Raw genomic sequence first — 16,855 nt, 5'->3', positions numbered from 1 at the left:
GACCAATCCGTCGTCCCGGTCAAACCGGCTCGCCTTCACCTCCCAGTTCATCCCCAAGCCCAATAACTCATGAAACAGTCGCTCTGGTGTCATCTCCTCCTCCTACCAAATCCCCATTCCACTGAAAACAGCGAAGAACCAATAATCTTTTTAAAAACATGAAATATTTCAAAACCTCCCACCATACGTCCCATGAGTCCTATCCCGACCCATTCCCCTCCATTCGCTTGACCCCATTCGGTTGAAAACGTTGGCTATCGGCTATTGCACATTGGCACTTATAGACCCGCCGGCGCAACCGGCCTGAAAACTTGAAACTCATTTCCTTCCAATACCTCATCCTGCTGCCGCTCCTTATGGCGATCGCCTGCTCAGATAAGGGCACCCTTCCGGCGAATTGGGTCGCGAACTTTCCCGGCACATATGAAGCCACACACGGAAAACTCAGGGAAGTCGTGATCTTTAAAAGTGATGGAACCTATACCCACTCGTGTTGGGTGGCTGGGAAGGAAATCGTTGGCGAATCAGGCAAATGGAAGATCGTTGAGAAATCTGCCGAGATCAATCTCACGCCCAATGAACACTTTTCTGTGATGTACGACCCGCAATCCAACACAGTTCTCAGTGCGCCAGAGCAGACCAGCGGTCGCACCTACTGGCCAATCCCCGATGGACCAACCGTAGAACGTATAACCTTCGCCATCTCAAGCGACATGATCTTGAAGAAACAAAAGTGAACCAGCTTTTCATTCGCTTGACCCCATTCGGTTGAAAACCTTCGCATGTTGGCTTTGCTGCTCCCGCTGAAAACTGAACACTGAAAACTTGAAACTCATGTGCCCCACTTCTTCATCACCACCGTCACCACCCAGAAAACCAGCCCGCACCAGAACAGCAAACCCGCTCCCGCCAACGCCACCAGCACGTAACTCTTGATCCGCAACTCCTTGTCCTCCAGATAACTCGAATGATGCTCCTCCACCTCAGCCGTGGCAGTTTTGTTCTCATCATCCGCAGTATCCAAGTTCTGTTGCATGATATTCATCTACGACCCGACATTTCATTTTCACCGTTCTAAACAGTACACCCATACCTCATCAAAAGAACTGGGTGTACACCTCACCATCCTAGAGTCAAAAGGCATCGCCCCTGGAGCGTGGGCGTTGTGTTTTTATTCCTCGGTTCACCTTTTCAAATCCTCATTACCCTTGGCAAAACCACCACAAATGCTAAAGTGCATATCAGTCTCCACCTGAAATCGCAGCCGACCATGAATCCTTTGTTCAAAGATAGAATCTATCTCATCCTGTTCAGTCTGGTGGCCTTTCTTCTATGCTGTGTTTTCTTCCGCCTCGCCGGAAAGCACACATTTGCCATCTTGCTGAGCGGTTCAAATCTCGCTCTGTGGCTGGAAAACCGACGCCTCAGAAAAGCCCTCCAACCAGCCTGATCACACCCCCCCTGTAGTGCAGGCTCGCAGCCAGCAGGCGCTACCCTCGTCACTTCCCAAAAAGAAAAAACCCAAGACAGCTATGCCGTCTTGGGAAATTTTTTTCTGTGTATTCTGTGTGGTCTGTGGTTCGTCCCTTACTTCGTCTGCCCACCGCTCCGCAGCACTTTCAAAACCTCCGGCGTTTTGTAATGCCGCTTCAATCCCACTTCTGTGAGCATCCCGCCCGGCACACGCGCGATAAATTCCGGGAAGCATTTCTCCACGCGATCTTTCTGCAGCTTCTGCCCCGCCTTTGTCGCCCAGAAATCCTCCTCCAGCTTCGTCAGTGCGATCGCCGCCTCGTCATTGGACATGCTCTCACGCTTCGCCATGATCCACACCAGCTCCTTGTCACCCGGCAGGCTGACCGGGAAGGGGATGAACTTCAGTTTCACTTCCTGTTCATCGCTCTCGTTCTTGGCGTCTGGATTCACCTTGATCTCGCTTGTGAACTGCGTGCCATCCGGCATCGCGACCTCCACCGTGAGCGTCTGCTCCTTCTTGTTCGGCTTGATCGTCACATCCCCGTCACCGAACGAAGCCGCGAGTTGCTCCTTCACCTCCGCGATGCTCTGCGCCTCCAGATCAGGCAGCGCCACCTTTTCACAGAAAGTATCAAAAGCCTTCACGCGCGCCTTCGATTTCAACTCGCTCTCGATCGCACTGTAGATCTTGCTCGCCAGCTTCGCATCATCCGTGGCCTTCGGCAGGATCTGTTTCAGGAGATTCAACAATTGCAATTCAGCGTTCTTCTTCGGTTCTTTTTTCATACGCATTACGACAAGGAAAATTCGGAGGCGCTGTTGTGCCAAATGCGCCTTCACTACGCAATGCCGTATCCATGAAATTTTAAAATGTTCTTTCCGAACCCTTCCCTCGTAGCCGCGGACATTAGTCCGCGCTAACTCTTGATCTGAACAATTCAACAGCCAGCACGCCTGCCTTTCTATCAACGCACTAAATGTTCTCCCTCTCCCTTAAATGGCAGGCCGAGCTTCGGCGGAGAGGGTAGGGGTGAGGGTTGATCGAGCCGACCTCGTTTGATTTATCATTACGGGTGTTAGTTTCATGCAGTCCTCCTTTTGTGCCTTCTTTGCCTCTTTGTGGCCATTCTCCGCGCCCTCCGTGCCTCCGTGGTGAATCAATTTCTCATCTCGCTTTTAGAAATGAGCCCATGCATATTGCGCGCCATGAAATCCATTTGGAAATTGGCGGCAGTATTTTCTCTTGGCGCAACCCTCACGACACAAGCGGCGGCACCTGTTTCTCTGAAACTGGTCACGGACGGCCTTGTGTCCCCCATGGCGCTCGCCTCCATCCCGGATGGTTCTGGTAATACCGTTATCACCGACCAGAGCGGCACCGCCCATCTCCTTGATAAAGACGGCAAGCTCGCCGCAGAACTCTTCCTTGATCTCCGCCCCAAGATGACCAAGCTCCGCGATGGCTTCGACGAGCGCGGCTTCTTGGATTTCGCCTTCCATCCCAAGTTCAAGACGAATCGCAAGTTCTACGTGGCCTACAGCGCCCCGCGCCGTGCCGGTGCCCCGGAAGACTGGGATCACACCATGCACATCGCTGAGTTCACCGTGGACGCCAAGAACCCCACGAAAGCCGATCCTAATTCCGAACGTATCGTCTTGCAGATCGATAAACCGTCCTTCAACCACAACGGCGGACGCATCGCCTTCGGTCCCGATGGTTTCCTCTACATCGGCGTCGGTGATGGCGGCGATGGCAATGATCGCGGCAAAGGCCACGGCCCGAAAGGCAACGGTCAGGACAAAAACAACATCCTCGGTAAAATCCTGCGTATCGATGTGGATGGCAAAGCCCCTTACGCCATCCCGCAAGACAACCCGTTCGCCAAAGGCGGCGGCAAAGCGGAAGTCTTCGCCTACGGCATACGCAATCCCTGGGGCATCTCCTTCGATCGCGGCGGCAAGAAAGAACTCTTCGCCGCAGACGTCGGCCAGAGCATGTTCGAGGAGATCAACATCATCGTGAAGGGCGGCAACTACGGCTGGAACCTGCGCGAAGGCATGATCGGCTTCAACCCCGATAATCCGATCAAACCGCCGGAGACTCCCGCTGCCAAAGCCGAAGACGGCACGAGCTTCATTGATCCGATCGTCGCTTACAAAAACCTGAAAGGTCACCCTGGTGGCACGGACTTAAAAGGCATCAGCGTCACCGGCGGCTACGTCTACCGTGGCAAAGCGCTCTCCGCGCTTGATGGCAAATACATCTTCGCCGACTGGTCCCGCAACTGGGGCGTGCCCGATGGCATCCTCTTCGTGGCCACCCGTCCTGCCGATGGCAAAGGCCAATGGACCATGGAGAACCTCCCCGTGAGCAATCTCCCGAACGGTCGCCTCGCTGGCTACGTGACCGCCTTCGGCGAAGACGCCGATGGCGAACTCTACGTGCTCATCAACGGCCGCAACGCCGTCACCGGCAAGACCGGCAAAGTTTACAAGATCACTCCCGCCTCTGCTGGGGAGTAATATATAGCGTAGTGATGTGCGTAGCGTGGCATGGCTCACGAAATGTCAGTGATGGAGAAAAGCAGAGCAACGCTCCATCTCCCTCGCCCCTCGGAGGGGAGAGGGCCGGGGTGAGGGGTGCTCCCCTGAGCGCACCAGAAGTTTAAAACAGATTTAAGACGTAACACTAAATCTAGAGGTAAATGATGAAACTGAGTTTACTGTTGGGGATGATGATTACCACCGGTTCCTTGCTCGCGGCAGACTATGACGTGTATGTCGGCACCTACACCAAGGGCGACAGCCGTGGCATCTACCGCGTGAAACTGGATGGCGCCACCGGCAAGTTGTCTCCCAAAGCGCTCTCCGCCACGACGACGAATCCCTCATTCCTAGCTCTGCACCCCAGCGGCAAATACCTCTACTCCGTGAATGAAACCGGCCCCGCCGGCAAAGTCTCCGCCTTCAGTATCAGCGAAGATTCCGGCGCCCTGACATTCCTGAATGACGCCAGCGCGCAAGGCGACGGCACCTGTCACCTCACGGTGGATAAAACCGGTCGCCACGTCCTCGCCGCTAATTACGGCGGCGGCAGCATCGCCGTCTTCCCCGTGCTCTCCGATGGTCGCTTGAAAGAAGCGAGCGACTTCGTGCAACACTCCGGCTCCGGCCCCGATGCCGGTCGCCAGAAAGGCCCGCACGCCCACGGCATCTACGTGGATGAAGCCAACCGCTTCGTTTACGTACCGGATCTCGGCCTCGACAAGGTGATGATCTACAAGCTCAACGCCAGCAATGGCAAGCTGACGCCCAGCGATCCCGCTTTCGGTAGCACCGCACCGGGAGCTGGCCCTCGCCACTTCGTGATGCATCCGAAGTCGGACTTCGCCTACGTCATCACCGAGATGACCTGCAACGTCACCGCTTACACACGCGATAGCAAAGGCGGCGGCCTCACCGAGATACAAACTATCTCCACCTTGCCCGAAGGCACGAAAGTGGAGCGCGGCTTCAGCACCGCTGAACTGGAAGCGCATCCGAGCGGCAAGTTCCTCTACGGCTCCAATCGCGGACATAATACCATCGTGGTCTACACCATCGATCCGAAGTCTGGCCAGCTCACGCTCGCTCAGCACATCAGCTCTGGCGGCAAGAACCCGCGCGCTTTCTCCATCAGCCCCGATGGCCGCTGGCTCATCGCCGCGAATCAGGATTCTGCTAACTTGGTCGTCTTCAAGATCGACCAAAAAACCGGCAAACTGAGCGAAACAGGGAACACCACGGAAGTGCCGTTCCCTGTGAGTCTGGTCTATCGCAAGAAGTAAGCTGGCACTGAACAATCTGGCCAGCCGCTCAAACGGCTGGCCTTCTCATTTTATATTTACGACGTGAAGAAACAGGCCCTCATCAAAAAGATCATCGCGCAACTCACTGCGGATTTGAAACTCTATTACAAAGCGGCGTTGTCAGCCCGTGCCGAAGCCACTGACCCGCAAAGCAAAGCGGAAAATAAATACGATACGCGCGGCCTCGAAGCCTCCTATCTCGCACGCGGCCAATCCCGTCAGGCCGCCGAGACGGAAGCCGCCATCGAAGAATTCCAGAAGCTGATCGTGAAAGACTTTACACCTGAGGAACCGATCAATCTCGGCGCCTTGGTGGAGCTCGATGCCAAAGGTGAGAAGATGCTCTATTTCATCGCCTCCCGCTCCGGTGGCCTCGAAGTCATCGTGGGAAAACGCGACATCCTCGTCATCACCCCGCAATCACCGCTCGGCCAGCAACTCATCGGCAAAAAACAAGGCGACCGCATCAAAATGGAGATCGCCGGAACGAAGAGTGATTACCGCATCCTTTCGGTGAGCTAATTTTTGGCCCAAAGGGCCAAAAGAGCATAGCCCAAGGCAGCTCGTCTGCCTTGGGTTGTCAAACGGGATGCAGTCAGCGGCCTGAAAGGTCGCGAGAGTGATTGCGAGAAGTAAAAGAGCCAGCGCTCAAACAGACTCCGCAGTTGAAAATGTTACCACCCTCTCCCCAAGGGCTGAGCATTACCCATAAGTGGTCACCAGCGTCCAGCCAGCGGGAACTCCCTTATTAAGGTGGGGCAAAGCTGCCGCTCAGTGGTGTCCAGCTATCTTTTGTGTGAGCAAATAAAACGCCTATGTTTACAGGTGTTTTTCCACAGTCGGCGTGTTACCGACTTGGATGTTCAAACAGCATTGCGACTGCGCAGCCTCTAAGGCCGCTCAGAAAACGTCCGTTGCCAAGTAGGGTTTGTCATCTGTACTTATCTGCACGTGGCCATCTTGAAACAACAGATCAAGACTGACAAAACATTGAACGAAACGCTGAGATCTGCAGTGCCAGCATCTTCGATGCAAACTCCCACCATCGATATATTCGCTCAGAACACCCAGAACAGAACCTTTTTTTCATTAAACAGTTATAGCTGGACACTACTGAGCTGCCGCTTTGCCCTGACTTTGGCCTTCACCGCCGACCTCTCAAATGAAACCGGCCTCCGAAAAACGCAGCTCTCCCTGTCCTCAGTCTTGTTCATTCACGCTTTATAGACTTGTGGGTAATGCTCAGCCCCAAGGGAGAGGGCCGGGGTGAGGGGAAATGTAACTTGAATCAACCAACCGCTATCAGCTTTGTTTGAGACAATCGAAAAGACAGATAACCGTACCCTCACTTCAACGTCTTCTTCAACCAATCGATCATCTCCTGCTGGTAATTCGACCCCAGCTTCTGCCATCCACCCATGCCGTGGATGCCGTTCTCGATCGTGATGAAATCGCACGTGTTCCCGAGCGCCTTCATTTGTTCCTGAAACTTCACGGATTGCTCATACGGCACCTGCTCATCCTTCGTGCCGTGGATGAGCAGATACGGCGGCATACCCTTCTGCAGATACGTCGTGGCCGAAGCATTCTTCAACACCTTGCGCGATTCATCATTCAACTCCTTCAATCCGAACAACGCTTCAAGAGAAGGCCCCAGCGCCTTGCGTGTGTCCGCATGCAAGACAAGGTCATGCGGCGCATAATAAGGCACCACTGCCGCCACCGCCGTATCACCCTTCGCCCTCGCGCCCACATACGATACTATGTGTCCGCCTGCAGATTCACCGATAATCGCGATGCGCTTCGTATCCACCTTATATTCCTTCGCATGCGCCTTCACCCAGCGTATCGCCGCTTCCGTATCCTCAATACACGCGGGAAACTTGTTCGTCGGCGCGAGACGATAATTGATCGTGAACCACGTGAAGCCCGCTTTGCTCAACGGCTCGAACAACGGCTTGATATACGTCGTCTTGTCCCCGCGCATCCACCCGCCACCGTGCACGAGAATGCAGGTAGGGAATGGACCATCCCCCTCCGGCGTGAAAGCATCCAACGTCAGGCTCACATCACCGGCCTTCGCAAACTCTATATCCGTTTTGAGATCCGCAAACGCCGATGTGGCACAAAGCAGCAACAGACAAAGGAGATAACGCATGCGCAGCAGGCTAGGGGAGTATAGGGACTCGCGCAATAGTCAGCTGCCTATTCGTAATCGTCCTCGTTCTCGTCGTCGTCCTCGATTTCTTTATCTAACCCTTCTACCTCCGCTCTCCCTGATTCACCGCCCGAAACTCATCCCCGCTCAATCTCCCATTCCCATCCCGATCCAATGTCTTCAATGCCGCCGTCGCATTCGCCAGTTCCTCCGCATCCAACATCCCGTCATTGTTCACATCCAACGCCTTCATGACTGGCGTGATAACAACCGGCCGAAAATTCTCTCCGCCATTGTTATTATTACCACGCATCCGATTCGCACTCGCCGTTCCCGGTCGCGGCTCTCCCGTCGTCACGACCAGCAAGCTCCCATCCTTCAAAGTCACCGCGCCCGGATCAGCCCCCATTACCAAAGGGCTTTTGATCAACTGCCACGCCTGCCCATCACTGCTCGTCGCCATCCATAGATTACCACCGCGTTGACCAGGCGTAGGCACGAAGTCCAGCGGATGACCTGTGCCGTAAAACGCGATCACCTTCCCATCGGATTGCGCATTTCCCAGCCAGCGACGCCGTCCATCCAGCTTCACGTCCGGCTGCCGCGTGAAGTTCAATCCATCCGTGCTCGTCGCATGATAGCCCACGCCTTCTTGTCCCTCCATCTTGGGCGGACCGTTGCGATTGCCGCCTTGCTCCTGCGCGCCATTGTCCGGTGAGTAGAGATGAAACACACCGTTGTGCAACGCCACCGCACAATCGATCACAAAGCGCCCATTGACGCCGAAGCGCATGCCCGGTTCAAAAGTGTAATCAACACCATTGGTTGAGATGGCCGAATAGATCGCCGGGACATGTTCCTCAAAACGCCGTCCGATGAGGGAAGTAAAATAAACCCGGATGCGCCCATCCGGCAAAGCCACTAACGTAGGATCAAACGGATAGCGCATCTCTCCCGGCAAACTTTTCAAACGCAAGACCTCAGGCGCGGTCCAAGTCTTGCCTTCATCAGCAGAGAAATGGATGGCGACCTTGTCAAAGTTCTCCCGATCATTCTCTGGAAAATACTGATGCGCTGCGATAAGCCGCCCATCCTTCATGCGGGCTACAGTTGGCACACCGGCCCGCTCAAATGTCGCCATCTTCTCTGCTTTCCCATCCGTCCCTGCGCGATACACCACCACATCCGCATCCCACGGTCCCGGTGTCCCGGCAGGAGCCCTGCCGGGACCGGGACCTTGATTCGAGCCATCAGCACCCAAAGCTCCTTGCATGAAGACCAGTAAGACAGTCAGGGATAATAGGGGACGTATGCTGGTGACGGTCATGGAAGTGTTACGAACAGTGTATGAGTTTGGTTCGGGGGAATTATTCTAGGCGTAGCTAGTGGTGAGATTGGTTGAGCTCGGGGATTCGTTTCTGGTCTCACGACTTGATCAGTGCAAATTCAGCAAACCCCATTCAGTGTCGTAAATAGTGGTGCTCCATAGAGAGGTTGCTGGATCGCCTAATGGTTCGATTTGTTCGAGATCGTGTTGCAGTTGTGCTGCTGCCAAAGACCAGATTGATTCGTCATCGGTGTTTTCATCGTTGGCATGTTGGAGGCAGAAACGATTGAAGATTTCCGCTGATTGACGAAAGGCGGCGAGCGTTTTGTTCACATACCATGAGCGATCGGTCGCTTGATGATAATTGAAAAATATTTCTCCGGTATCAGTTTGATGGAATTCGCCTATGGGCTCACCTAGCTCAATATAATGAGCTATGATTTTGCTGTTTAGCTGAGTCAGGAAAATTATGTGCTTGTGAGCCGGTGAATTCATAAGCTGGCAATGAGGGGGACTTACGCTTTGAGATGCTTTTTGATCCAATCTTCGAAGGCTAACCATTCTTCCTCTGGCCAATCGTCTGGGTGGGTTGAGTGAGCAATGCACGCTGCTAGCTCACGGCTTGAGTCGATGATCCATAGATCCTGTCTTTGATTGTCGCAGCCAAAGGGAAAGTATGGTGAAAACAGGACAGAGGGATTATCAAAGAATGAAGAATATAGCTCGCGGATAGCGGTGGGGTGGTAAATTTCCTTGGCGGTGTTCCATCTGCATTCCGGTTTCTGGTCAAACTTGCCATGGCCGATTTCGATTAACAGTTTTCGGTATAGACCAGGAAGAGATACTCCAATCGTGTGCTCAATTTCTGTGATGGTTTCGTTCGTGAGTCTTTGCATGATGAATCCTTGGTTTTTATTTATGCGGTTGAAGCTAAGCGGGCAAGTAAACTCGAGGGGTGATAATGCCTGTGTTGCGTTTCCCATTGCTTTCCTCTCCCGGCGCGTTACCAATGCGGCGCATGAAATTTGTGGTGGAACATATCGGTGTGCCGTCCCAGTCGCCGACGGTCTTGCAGGAGTGGTATGGGCGCGTGCTCGGCGCGGAGATCGTCTGGCAGGATGCAGCAGTCCCGCTTTACTTCGTGAAGCTCTCCGGCGGCCTGGTCTTGGAGATTGGCCCCTGCAAACGTGTCGTCGCCGATGTGGGCGATAACTCCGTGGCGGGCATCCGCCATTTCGCACTCCAAGTGGAATCTATTGAGGTGGCGAAGAAAGAACTCGAAGCGCGTGGGGTGGTGTTCACGGAACCGGTTAAGCCCGCTGGCGGTGGCGGCAGCGTCCTCTTCTTCAAAGACGCCGAAGGCAATCTGTTGCACTTCGTCGAACGCCCCTCCAGTTCTGTTTTTAATAAAAAGTAACCACAGATTAACACAGATACACACAGATTGATGATAGAGATGTAACCAGATTTAAAGGTCATTTACCTTATCTGTGTTAATCTGTGTCCATCTGTGGCTAAGATAAAATTTGTCGTATGCTAAAGCCTTTTTCGGCGGTGATTTTTGATATGGATGGCGTGATCGTGGACAGTGAACCACGTCACGAGAAAGCGTTTTTGGAGATCTTTGACCGGCTCGGTTACGGCCAGACGCACGGTATCCATTTCCCCGATTACATTGGGCGCTCGGATAAAGCGGTGTGGCTCGACTTCATCGCGAATCACAAACCCACCTACAGTTACGAAGACCTGACGGCGATGAAGCAGAATCGCTTTCTGGAAATCCTACGCGCAGAGCAGCCGATCTTCGATGGCTTGCCGGAGTTGGTCGCCAAGCTGAATGCGAAGTATCCGCTCGCCGTTGCTTCGGGTTCGTTGCACCCGGTCATTGATGAAGTGCTCGTCATCAAAAATCTGCGTTCCTTCTTCTCCGCCGTGGTTAGCAGCCAGGATGTGGCGAAGGGGAAACCCGCACCGGACATCTTCCTGCGCGCCGCCGATCTCATCAAAAAGAAACCGGCAGACTGTGTGGTGATCGAGGACTCTGTCGCCGGTGTGGAAGCGGGCAGAGCGGCGGGCATGCAAGTGATCGCCATCACCAATTCCTTTGCGGCAGACAAGCTGGGCCGGGCAGATCATATCGTCAAAAACTACGACGAGATTGAGCGACTTCTAGGAGTTAAATGACCAATGTCCAAATCCGAATGACGAAGGAATGACAAATGACCAAGCCCCAATGACATTTGTTCATTGGGCATTGTTTCATTCCTTGGTCATTCGTGCTTCGTCATTGGTCATTGCTCTTGAAATTTGTTCTTTCCTGTTTAGTCCGGTTGTCGTTTAGTCGCGTCTCTGGTTTGGTTGGAATTTTGTGACTATGAAAATTGTGCTGGCATACTCGGGCGGCCTCGATACCTCGGTGCTGCTCTCGTGGATCAAAGATACCTATAACGCCGAGATGATCGCGTTCTGCGCCAATGTGGGCCAGGACGACGAGCTCAAGGGCCTCGAAAAGAAGGCGAAGAAGACGGGCGCATCGAAGATCTATATCGATGACCTGCAGGAAGAATTCGCCAGCGATTTCATTTACCCGATCATCCGTGCGGGTGCCATCTATGAGGGGCAGTATTTCCTCGGCACCTCCATCGCGCGTCCGTTGATCGCCAAGCGCATGGTGGAGATCGCCAAGGCAGAGGGCGCTACGGCCGTGGGTCATGGTGCCACGGGCAAGGGCAATGATCAGGTGCGTTTTGAGCTGACCGCTGCCGCTTTGGCTCCTGATCTGGAAGTCATCGCGCCATGGCGTGATGAACGGTTCCGCAAGGAATTCCCGGGCCGTGCCGAGATGATCGCTTACTGCGAGAAAAAGGGTATTCCCGTGCAGGCTTCCGCGAAGAAGCCTTACTCCATGGACCGCAACCTCCTGCACATCTCGTATGAGGCGGGCATCTTGGAAGATCCTTGGTACGATTCCTTCGACCTGAAGAATCGCGAATATTTCACCACGCTGTCCGTGTTGCCAGAAGACGCACCAGACAAGGCGGAGTATGTGGAGCTGGATTTCGTGAAGGGTGATTGCGTGGCAGTGAACGGCAAGAAGATGTCGCCGCTCGAAGTCATGCGCGCGCTGAACAAGATCGGCGGCAAGCATGGCGTCGGTCGCGTGGACATGGTGGAGAACCGCTTCGTGGGTATGAAGAGCCGTGGTGTCTATGAAACGCCGGGTGGTGCCATCCTCATCTTCGCACATCGCCAAATGGAGAGCCTCACGATGGATCGTGAAGTCATGCATCAGCGCGACTCGTTCATCCCGAAGTATGCCTCACTCGTTTACAACGGTTTCTGGTATGCACCGGAGCGGTTGGCGTTGCAGGCGTATGTGGAAGAGAGCCAGAAGAACGTGACGGGCACGGTGCGCGTGAAGCTCTACAAGGGCGGCATCTACGCAGCGGGCCGCAAGTCCCCGGTGAGCCTCTACAACCCGCACATCGCCACGATGGAAGCGGACCCGACGAAGGCCTACAACCAGAACGACGCCACGGGCTTCATCCGCTTGAATGGCTTGCGCCTGAAGGTGGCCGCAAAAGTCCACGGCGCGAAGAAAAAGAAGAAGTAAGATACTTTAGAAGAATTCCAAAAACCCGGATGGCGAAAGCCATCCGGGTTTTCTTGTTTTGTGATCTACATCACCAGCTTGTATCCCACTCCATGCACCGTGAGCAAATGCTTCGGCTCTCCAGCGTTATCACCGAGTTTCTTGCGTAATTGCACGATGACCTGATCGAGGGTGCGGGTGGTGCCGTAGTAGTTGTAGCCCCAAACTTCGTTGAGCAGTTTGTCGCGGGAGAATACTTCGCCGGGATGGGTGAAGAAAAGCTGGAGGAGTTTCAGTTCTTTTGCTGTGAGGTCTTCGGATTGTTTCCCGCGAGTCACTTGAAACGTGGTGGGGTTGATGGTGGCAGTGCCGATCTTGAACGGCCCGCATCCGGTCGTTTCTCCATTGCCACCATTGCTTCCGTTCATGCGCCGGAGCAGGGCGTGAATGCGGGCGAGCAGTTCGCGCACGCCAAAAGGTTTGGTGACGTAATCATCTGCACCGAGATCCAGGCCGATGACCTTATCGATCTCCTGTCCTTTCGCCGTGAGCATGAGTACTGGGGTGGTGCTCTTGCGCGCGCGAAGCTGTTTGCAGATGTCGTAGCCGCTGGCTCCGGGCAGCATGACATCCAGCACGATGAGATGCGGTTTCTCTTTTTCGATAGAGTTCAATGCTTCATCGCCGCGTCCGCAACTGGCCACATCGAAACCCTCACCACGCAATACTTCCTCAAGTCCTAATCGGATATGGGCATCATCTTCTATCACCAGAATGCGTGTTTTCATGTTTGATAGGACGAGGGAGTTGCAAGCGGAAGGTGCAGGGTGAAGCAGCTTCCTCCCCCTTCACGGGCTATGTATTTTAATTCACCGCCATGAGCACGCGCGATCTGTCGCGCTAAAGTGAGACCCAGGCCCGAGCCCTGGATGCCGCTGCTCAGAGAATCATGGGCACGGTAGAACTGTTCAAAGATTTTCTCTTCACACCCTTTCGGCACACCGCGACCGCGATCCAGCACTTGCAGTTCAGCGTGCGGGAAAGGGTACGCCGCCACAAAGAGGTGCAACCGGATGTCATGGGACTCACCGGAATATTTTTCCGCATTCGAGAGCAGATTCACCACTATTTGGGCGAGAGCATCAGCATCGCCGATGACGTACACCGGCGTTTCTGGCAGGGACAGCTCCAGTTTGAAACCATGGGATTCCAGATGCGCGCGCAATGCCTCGGCTGAATCACGCGTGACAGTGGCCACATCGAGCTGATGCATCTGATACTTTTTTTCGCCACGTTCCAAGCGGGCGAAATCGAGCACGTTATTGATGAGCCGCGTGAGGCGGGCGGATTCGGCGGTGATGATGTGCAGGTAGCCACGCTGTTTATCGGGATCGGTCACCCGGCCATCTGCCAGCAATTCTGCGAACATGCGGATTGAGGTCAGTGGCGTCTTCAATTCATGTGAGACATTACTGACGAAATCGGTTTTCTGCCGTGCCAGCCTAAGTTCACGGTGAAGATCGCGCCCGATGAGCCAGCCACCGATGATGATGGCCATGAGCAGCAACGAGACCAGCAGGGCAAGGGTGAATTTGAGCGTCACGGCGGCAGAGTTGAGTTTGCCGGGGTTTAATTGATAGAAGGCGATCTCCCAGTGGGGCAGGGCCTCGCCGATCTCTGCGGCCACGAAAGGACGCTTCCATGATGCGGTGAAATCAGGATGGGAACGGCTGACGGGGCGCGCTGAATCATCCAATAATGCCACGCAGACGTTGCCGCCCAGTTCGGGGTTCAATGTGTGGACGACTGATTTCAAGCCATCGGTCAGTTTGCTCAGGTCCAGCTTGGCGCCATAGACGAGATTGGAATTACGAGGGGAGCGGTACCAAGTCATCACATTCAGGCGGTTTTGGAGGAAGCGCGCCATCATCCCTTCACTGGCCTCGCCGATCAGTTGATGGAACTCTGCTTCCGACGCCTGCACGCGTGAGTAGGTGTTATCCGTCGGCAGTGGGGGCATGGGGATCGCTTGCTGAGAGGGATCGGTTTGGCTTTGGGGTATCACCACGCGTTTGGCTGTCGGAATTTTACCGCTCTGCACTTGGTCCGTCCCGTAATATCCACCTTGTCCGCCCTGGCTCTGGCTTTGCCCGCCGGATTGGACGATCGGCACGATGGTCTGCGACTGGGCCTGAAAAAATTGAGGTGAATTTTGGCCGCCGAGACTGTTTTTCTGATCCAAAGCGCTGAGATTCACGGAACCTCTGCCTGTGTTCCAATAAACTTCCACGGATTCGGCGTTACAAAGGAAACGGTCGTTCTCCAGCCGGAACTGGCGCGCCTCCGGGCGGCCGGTCAGCAACGGGTTGATCACTTTACCCTTGAGCGAAACGGCGAAACCGATCTCGGCCATTGGCCAGGCTTTGCGGATGGTCTCATCAAAAGAGAGAGCGAGGATTTCCGGCCGGCTTTCTTGCAACATCACTTCTACTTGGGTGGCGAATTGCTGCTGCTGCTGATCAAGATAGCCCTCCGCTTCCTGCGCGAGCTTGTCCACCGCACTTTGGTAAAGCAGGAATTCCTGACGCTCGAGGCTGTATTGCTGGTCGCGCAGGGAGCGGATCGCGAGCCACGCGAGACCCAGGCTCGGGATGAGCACTGTGAGGATGAAGACTATGGCGACCTTGCGCATGGGACTTTAGGTATCATCGGCGTTCCGCCCCGTTCCGTCCAGCGATGATTGGACGGACGGGGCGGACGCATAACTCCCCACAAAAGCGTTTCCTACAGGCTCTCAGCGTGGCACTAGCGCTCCACAATCCAAGACAAGGTCGAGAAGCTCGAGATCGGGCGAAAAGTTTGAGCGTATCAGCGAAGTTGAGACGGCGGTCAGCACTTTAGTGTGTGCAGTATGTTCAGAGGGCGGGTGGGCCGGCGCTGGCATCAAAGCATTTCCTTGCAGCTCATAGGCTGCCGTGGTGAAGGCTTTGTCATTCTGCAAGCGGATTACACGATCGAAAGCAGCTTGGGTGAAGCGGCCAAGGCGAAGGTCTTTGACCGATTGGATCAGCACTTTTTTCTGATCAAATTCGGCAGCTCCATAGTTTTTCACGAGTTGAGTCAGTTTATGTTCCAGACTGGGTGTGAATAATTCAGCGCGCCCCACGAAGACGCGGGCTATCTTGGCGGGTTCCGGAGTGAACTTCAGCGGCATGGTAGCATCCACCCATTTCTCCGGCAGCACGTAGAGGATGCGGACGCCGGATTCATCGAACCATGAATCTTCCCACGTCTTCACCATGGCGGCGGATTCTTTCTCGAACAGGCCGGATTTGGTGAGGGAATCTTTCATCGCCTGGATGAGCTGGTCGCGGCTTCTGAAGGTTTGAGTGCGGGAAGAAACGATGCTGATGTCCGCAGTCAGTTCCTGCTTGGCTGGCAATTCTGCGTGGTAACTGAAGGCGTATTCATTCGCCCGTTGATCGATCACGAAGAGGTGCTTAAGCGGTTCGTTCAACTGGTTCTGCATGGTCACGCTGTTGTCACTGACGGTCTTGGCCATAAGCGGCGAAGGAAAACCAGCGACACCGCGATAGAAGAGAAACTTTTCATTCTGCACCGTGGGTTTTCCTTCCTTGACGGTGGGAGGGGTCACTTGCACTGGAGAGGCATCCGTTTCCCGGGCGGCGTAGTAATGGCTGCCGCCTTTCTCGCTGGGAAAAGTCTCATTACCACGTGGAATGACCTGCACCTTGGACCATTGGATGAAACTTTTATCCCTCTGCCCGGGATCGATGAAGGGCGTGACTGCTTCTCCGGGAACCGGGCCGAACTTGCTGATCTGCGGATACCACTCGGTAATCTTGCCTTGGGGCAGGTCCACGCGCACATCGATGGTCTGGGGTTTCAGGGAGTAGAAATAGATGACTGGAGTTTCGATGCGCTGTCGCGCAGCCATGGAACCTTTGCCGAAGAACTCAGCGGTGTTCCCGAGCAGCTTGGCATCTTCAGCACGGGTGCGGTTATAGACGAAACGAGGAAGGTCACCGACTACCAATGATTGCCACGCGATGGGGACGCCATCGGTGCCTTGGATGGAGGTGAAGGTGCCCCATTCGTGCGCGGTGTAATGATCGAAGTCCCCGTAACCGCCGCACGCATAGGCGGCAACGCTACTGGTCGCCAGCGCAAGTGAGAGCAGAAGAGTTTTCATGACAACCAAGGTAGTGCGGGATGGCCATCAAGTTGTCAGAGCGGAGCAAGATAATTGTAAAAAAGTTGTAAGAGTTTTGGGACTGCCTCTAGAGCCTTTGATGAGCTTTGACCGGCTTGAACGTAACCCAGTGAAAGAGGTATGGAGTTGGCTCAAAGGGCCAAAAGACTCGAGCCCAAGGCAGACCATCTGTGGTCTGCCTTGGGTTTGGGTTGCGCAGAGGAAAGCGGCCTGAAAGGTC

17 protein-coding genes are annotated in these 16,855 nt (G+C 54.5%); 8 read left to right on the top strand and 9 right to left on the bottom strand.

The genetic code is table 11. The features are described from left to right. Positions 1–311 precede the first annotated feature (311 nt). Positions 312–737: a hypothetical protein gene (locus tag VGH19_15065; GenBank protein HEY1172688.1), complete on the top strand. Its 426-nt coding sequence runs from the start codon at positions 312–314 to the stop codon at positions 735–737. A gap of 95 nt (positions 738–832) precedes the next feature. On the opposite strand, the gene VGH19_15060 is transcribed toward VGH19_15065, so the two are convergent. Next, a complete protein-coding gene (locus tag VGH19_15060) occupies positions 833–1,045 on the bottom strand; it encodes a hypothetical protein (protein HEY1172687.1) in 213 nt (70 codons plus the stop codon). Positions 1,046–1,156: 111 nt separating this feature from the next. Between VGH19_15060 and VGH19_15055 the strand changes: the two genes are divergently transcribed. Then, positions 1,157–1,450, top strand: coding sequence for a hypothetical protein (locus tag VGH19_15055; GenBank protein HEY1172686.1), 294 nt, complete (start codon positions 1,157–1,159; stop codon positions 1,448–1,450). 137 nt (positions 1,451–1,587) lie between these two features. Here VGH19_15055 and VGH19_15050 read toward each other — a convergent pair whose 3' ends face one another. Next, positions 1,588–2,262 carry a hypothetical protein gene (locus tag VGH19_15050; protein HEY1172685.1) on the bottom strand — a complete coding sequence of 225 codons (675 nt, stop codon included), beginning with the start codon at positions 2,260–2,262 and terminating at the stop codon, positions 1,588–1,590. 420 nt (positions 2,263–2,682) lie between these two features. Here VGH19_15050 and VGH19_15045 point away from each other — a divergent pair, with 420 nt between their 5' ends. The 3 genes from VGH19_15045 to VGH19_15035 all read left to right on the top strand — a co-directional run bounded on the left by VGH19_15045 (position 2,683) and on the right by VGH19_15035 (position 5,846). Next, complete coding sequence (locus tag VGH19_15045; protein HEY1172684.1) at positions 2,683–3,999, top strand: PQQ-dependent sugar dehydrogenase; 1,317 nt, start codon at positions 2,683–2,685, stop codon at positions 3,997–3,999. A 185-nt stretch (positions 4,000–4,184) separates the two neighbouring features. Then, complete coding sequence (locus VGH19_15040; GenBank protein ID HEY1172683.1) at positions 4,185–5,303, top strand: lactonase family protein; 1,119 nt, start codon at positions 4,185–4,187, stop codon at positions 5,301–5,303. 63 nt (positions 5,304–5,366) lie between these two features. Continuing rightward, entirely contained in the window at positions 5,367–5,846 is a 480-nt protein-coding gene (locus tag VGH19_15035) for a GreA/GreB family elongation factor (GenBank protein ID HEY1172682.1), read from the top strand. An 823-nt stretch (positions 5,847–6,669) separates the two neighbouring features. On the opposite strand, the gene VGH19_15030 is transcribed toward VGH19_15035, so the two are convergent. From VGH19_15030 to VGH19_15015, 4 genes are all read right to left on the bottom strand, one after another. Beyond that, the gene (locus VGH19_15030; GenBank protein HEY1172681.1) at positions 6,670–7,482 is read right to left on the bottom strand and encodes an alpha/beta hydrolase; all 813 of its coding nucleotides are present in this window, start codon (positions 7,480–7,482) and stop codon (positions 6,670–6,672) included. 103 nt (positions 7,483–7,585) lie between these two features. Further along, a complete protein-coding gene (locus tag VGH19_15025; GenBank protein ID HEY1172680.1) occupies positions 7,586–8,755 on the bottom strand; it encodes a hypothetical protein in 1,170 nt (389 codons plus the stop codon). Positions 8,756–8,917: 162 nt separating this feature from the next. Beyond that, the gene (locus tag VGH19_15020; protein ID HEY1172679.1) at positions 8,918–9,304 is read right to left on the bottom strand and encodes a hypothetical protein; all 387 of its coding nucleotides are present in this window, start codon (positions 9,302–9,304) and stop codon (positions 8,918–8,920) included. Positions 9,305–9,324: 20 nt separating this feature from the next. Beyond that, entirely contained in the window at positions 9,325–9,705 is a 381-nt protein-coding gene (locus VGH19_15015; protein HEY1172678.1) for an SMI1/KNR4 family protein, read from the bottom strand. Between the two features lie 122 nt (positions 9,706–9,827). On the opposite strand from VGH19_15015, the gene VGH19_15010 reads away from it, so the two are divergent. The 3 genes from VGH19_15010 to VGH19_15000 all read left to right on the top strand — a co-directional run bounded on the left by VGH19_15010 (position 9,828) and on the right by VGH19_15000 (position 12,422). After that, a complete protein-coding gene (locus VGH19_15010) occupies positions 9,828–10,226 on the top strand; it encodes a VOC family protein (protein HEY1172677.1) in 399 nt (132 codons plus the stop codon). Positions 10,227–10,342: 116 nt separating this feature from the next. After that, the gene (locus VGH19_15005) at positions 10,343–10,993 is read left to right on the top strand and encodes an HAD family phosphatase (protein ID HEY1172676.1); all 651 of its coding nucleotides are present in this window, start codon (positions 10,343–10,345) and stop codon (positions 10,991–10,993) included. A gap of 190 nt (positions 10,994–11,183) precedes the next feature. Continuing rightward, entirely contained in the window at positions 11,184–12,422 is a 1,239-nt protein-coding gene (locus tag VGH19_15000; GenBank protein ID HEY1172675.1) for an argininosuccinate synthase, read from the top strand. A gap of 65 nt (positions 12,423–12,487) precedes the next feature. Here VGH19_15000 and VGH19_14995 read toward each other — a convergent pair whose 3' ends face one another. From VGH19_14995 to VGH19_14985, 3 genes are all read right to left on the bottom strand, one after another. Continuing rightward, entirely contained in the window at positions 12,488–13,189 is a 702-nt protein-coding gene (locus VGH19_14995; protein ID HEY1172674.1) for a response regulator transcription factor, read from the bottom strand. After that, on the bottom strand, positions 13,186–15,093 hold the full coding sequence (locus VGH19_14990) for a HAMP domain-containing sensor histidine kinase (GenBank protein HEY1172673.1): 1,908 nt from the start codon (positions 15,091–15,093) through the stop codon (positions 13,186–13,188). Before VGH19_14990 ends, VGH19_14995 begins: the two co-directional genes overlap by 4 nt. A gap of 102 nt (positions 15,094–15,195) precedes the next feature. Further along, a complete protein-coding gene (locus VGH19_14985) occupies positions 15,196–16,614 on the bottom strand; it encodes a hypothetical protein (protein HEY1172672.1) in 1,419 nt (472 codons plus the stop codon). Positions 16,615–16,855: the final 241 nt, after the last annotated feature.

The organism is Verrucomicrobiia bacterium, from assembly GCA_036405135.1.
GTDB lineage: Bacteria > Verrucomicrobiota > Verrucomicrobiia > Limisphaerales > JAEYXS01 > JAEYXS01.
This window is presented reverse-complemented; position numbering and strand designations above follow the sequence as displayed.

What these genes read in the sequence shown, in the direction of transcription:
- VGH19_15060 (HEY1172687.1), bottom strand. Translation starts at nt 1,045, where the DNA reads ATGAATATCATGCAACAGAACTTGGATACTGCGGATGATGAGAACAAA.
- VGH19_15050 (HEY1172685.1), bottom strand. Translation starts at nt 2,262, where the DNA reads ATGAAAAAAGAACCGAAGAAGAACGCTGAATTGCAATTGTTGAATCTC.
- VGH19_15045 (HEY1172684.1), top strand. Translation starts at nt 2,683, where the DNA reads ATGAAATCCATTTGGAAATTGGCGGCAGTATTTTCTCTTGGCGCAACC.
- VGH19_15040 (HEY1172683.1), top strand. Translation starts at nt 4,185, where the DNA reads ATGAAACTGAGTTTACTGTTGGGGATGATGATTACCACCGGTTCCTTG.
- VGH19_15030 (HEY1172681.1), bottom strand. Translation starts at nt 7,482, where the DNA reads ATGCGTTATCTCCTTTGTCTGTTGCTGCTTTGTGCCACATCGGCGTTT.
- VGH19_15025 (HEY1172680.1), bottom strand. Translation starts at nt 8,755, where the DNA reads ATGCAAGGAGCTTTGGGTGCTGATGGCTCGAATCAAGGTCCCGGTCCC.
- VGH19_15020 (HEY1172679.1), bottom strand. Translation starts at nt 9,304, where the DNA reads ATGAATTCACCGGCTCACAAGCACATAATTTTCCTGACTCAGCTAAAC.
- VGH19_15015 (HEY1172678.1), bottom strand. Translation starts at nt 9,705, where the DNA reads ATGCAAAGACTCACGAACGAAACCATCACAGAAATTGAGCACACGATT.
- VGH19_15010 (HEY1172677.1), top strand. Translation starts at nt 9,828, where the DNA reads ATGAAATTTGTGGTGGAACATATCGGTGTGCCGTCCCAGTCGCCGACG.
- VGH19_15005 (HEY1172676.1), top strand. Translation starts at nt 10,343, where the DNA reads ATGCTAAAGCCTTTTTCGGCGGTGATTTTTGATATGGATGGCGTGATC.
- VGH19_15000 (HEY1172675.1), top strand. Translation starts at nt 11,184, where the DNA reads ATGAAAATTGTGCTGGCATACTCGGGCGGCCTCGATACCTCGGTGCTG.
- VGH19_14995 (HEY1172674.1), bottom strand. Translation starts at nt 13,189, where the DNA reads ATGAAAACACGCATTCTGGTGATAGAAGATGATGCCCATATCCGATTA.
- VGH19_14990 (HEY1172673.1), bottom strand. Translation starts at nt 15,093, where the DNA reads ATGCGCAAGGTCGCCATAGTCTTCATCCTCACAGTGCTCATCCCGAGC.
- VGH19_14985 (HEY1172672.1), bottom strand. Translation starts at nt 16,614, where the DNA reads ATGAAAACTCTTCTGCTCTCACTTGCGCTGGCGACCAGTAGCGTTGCC.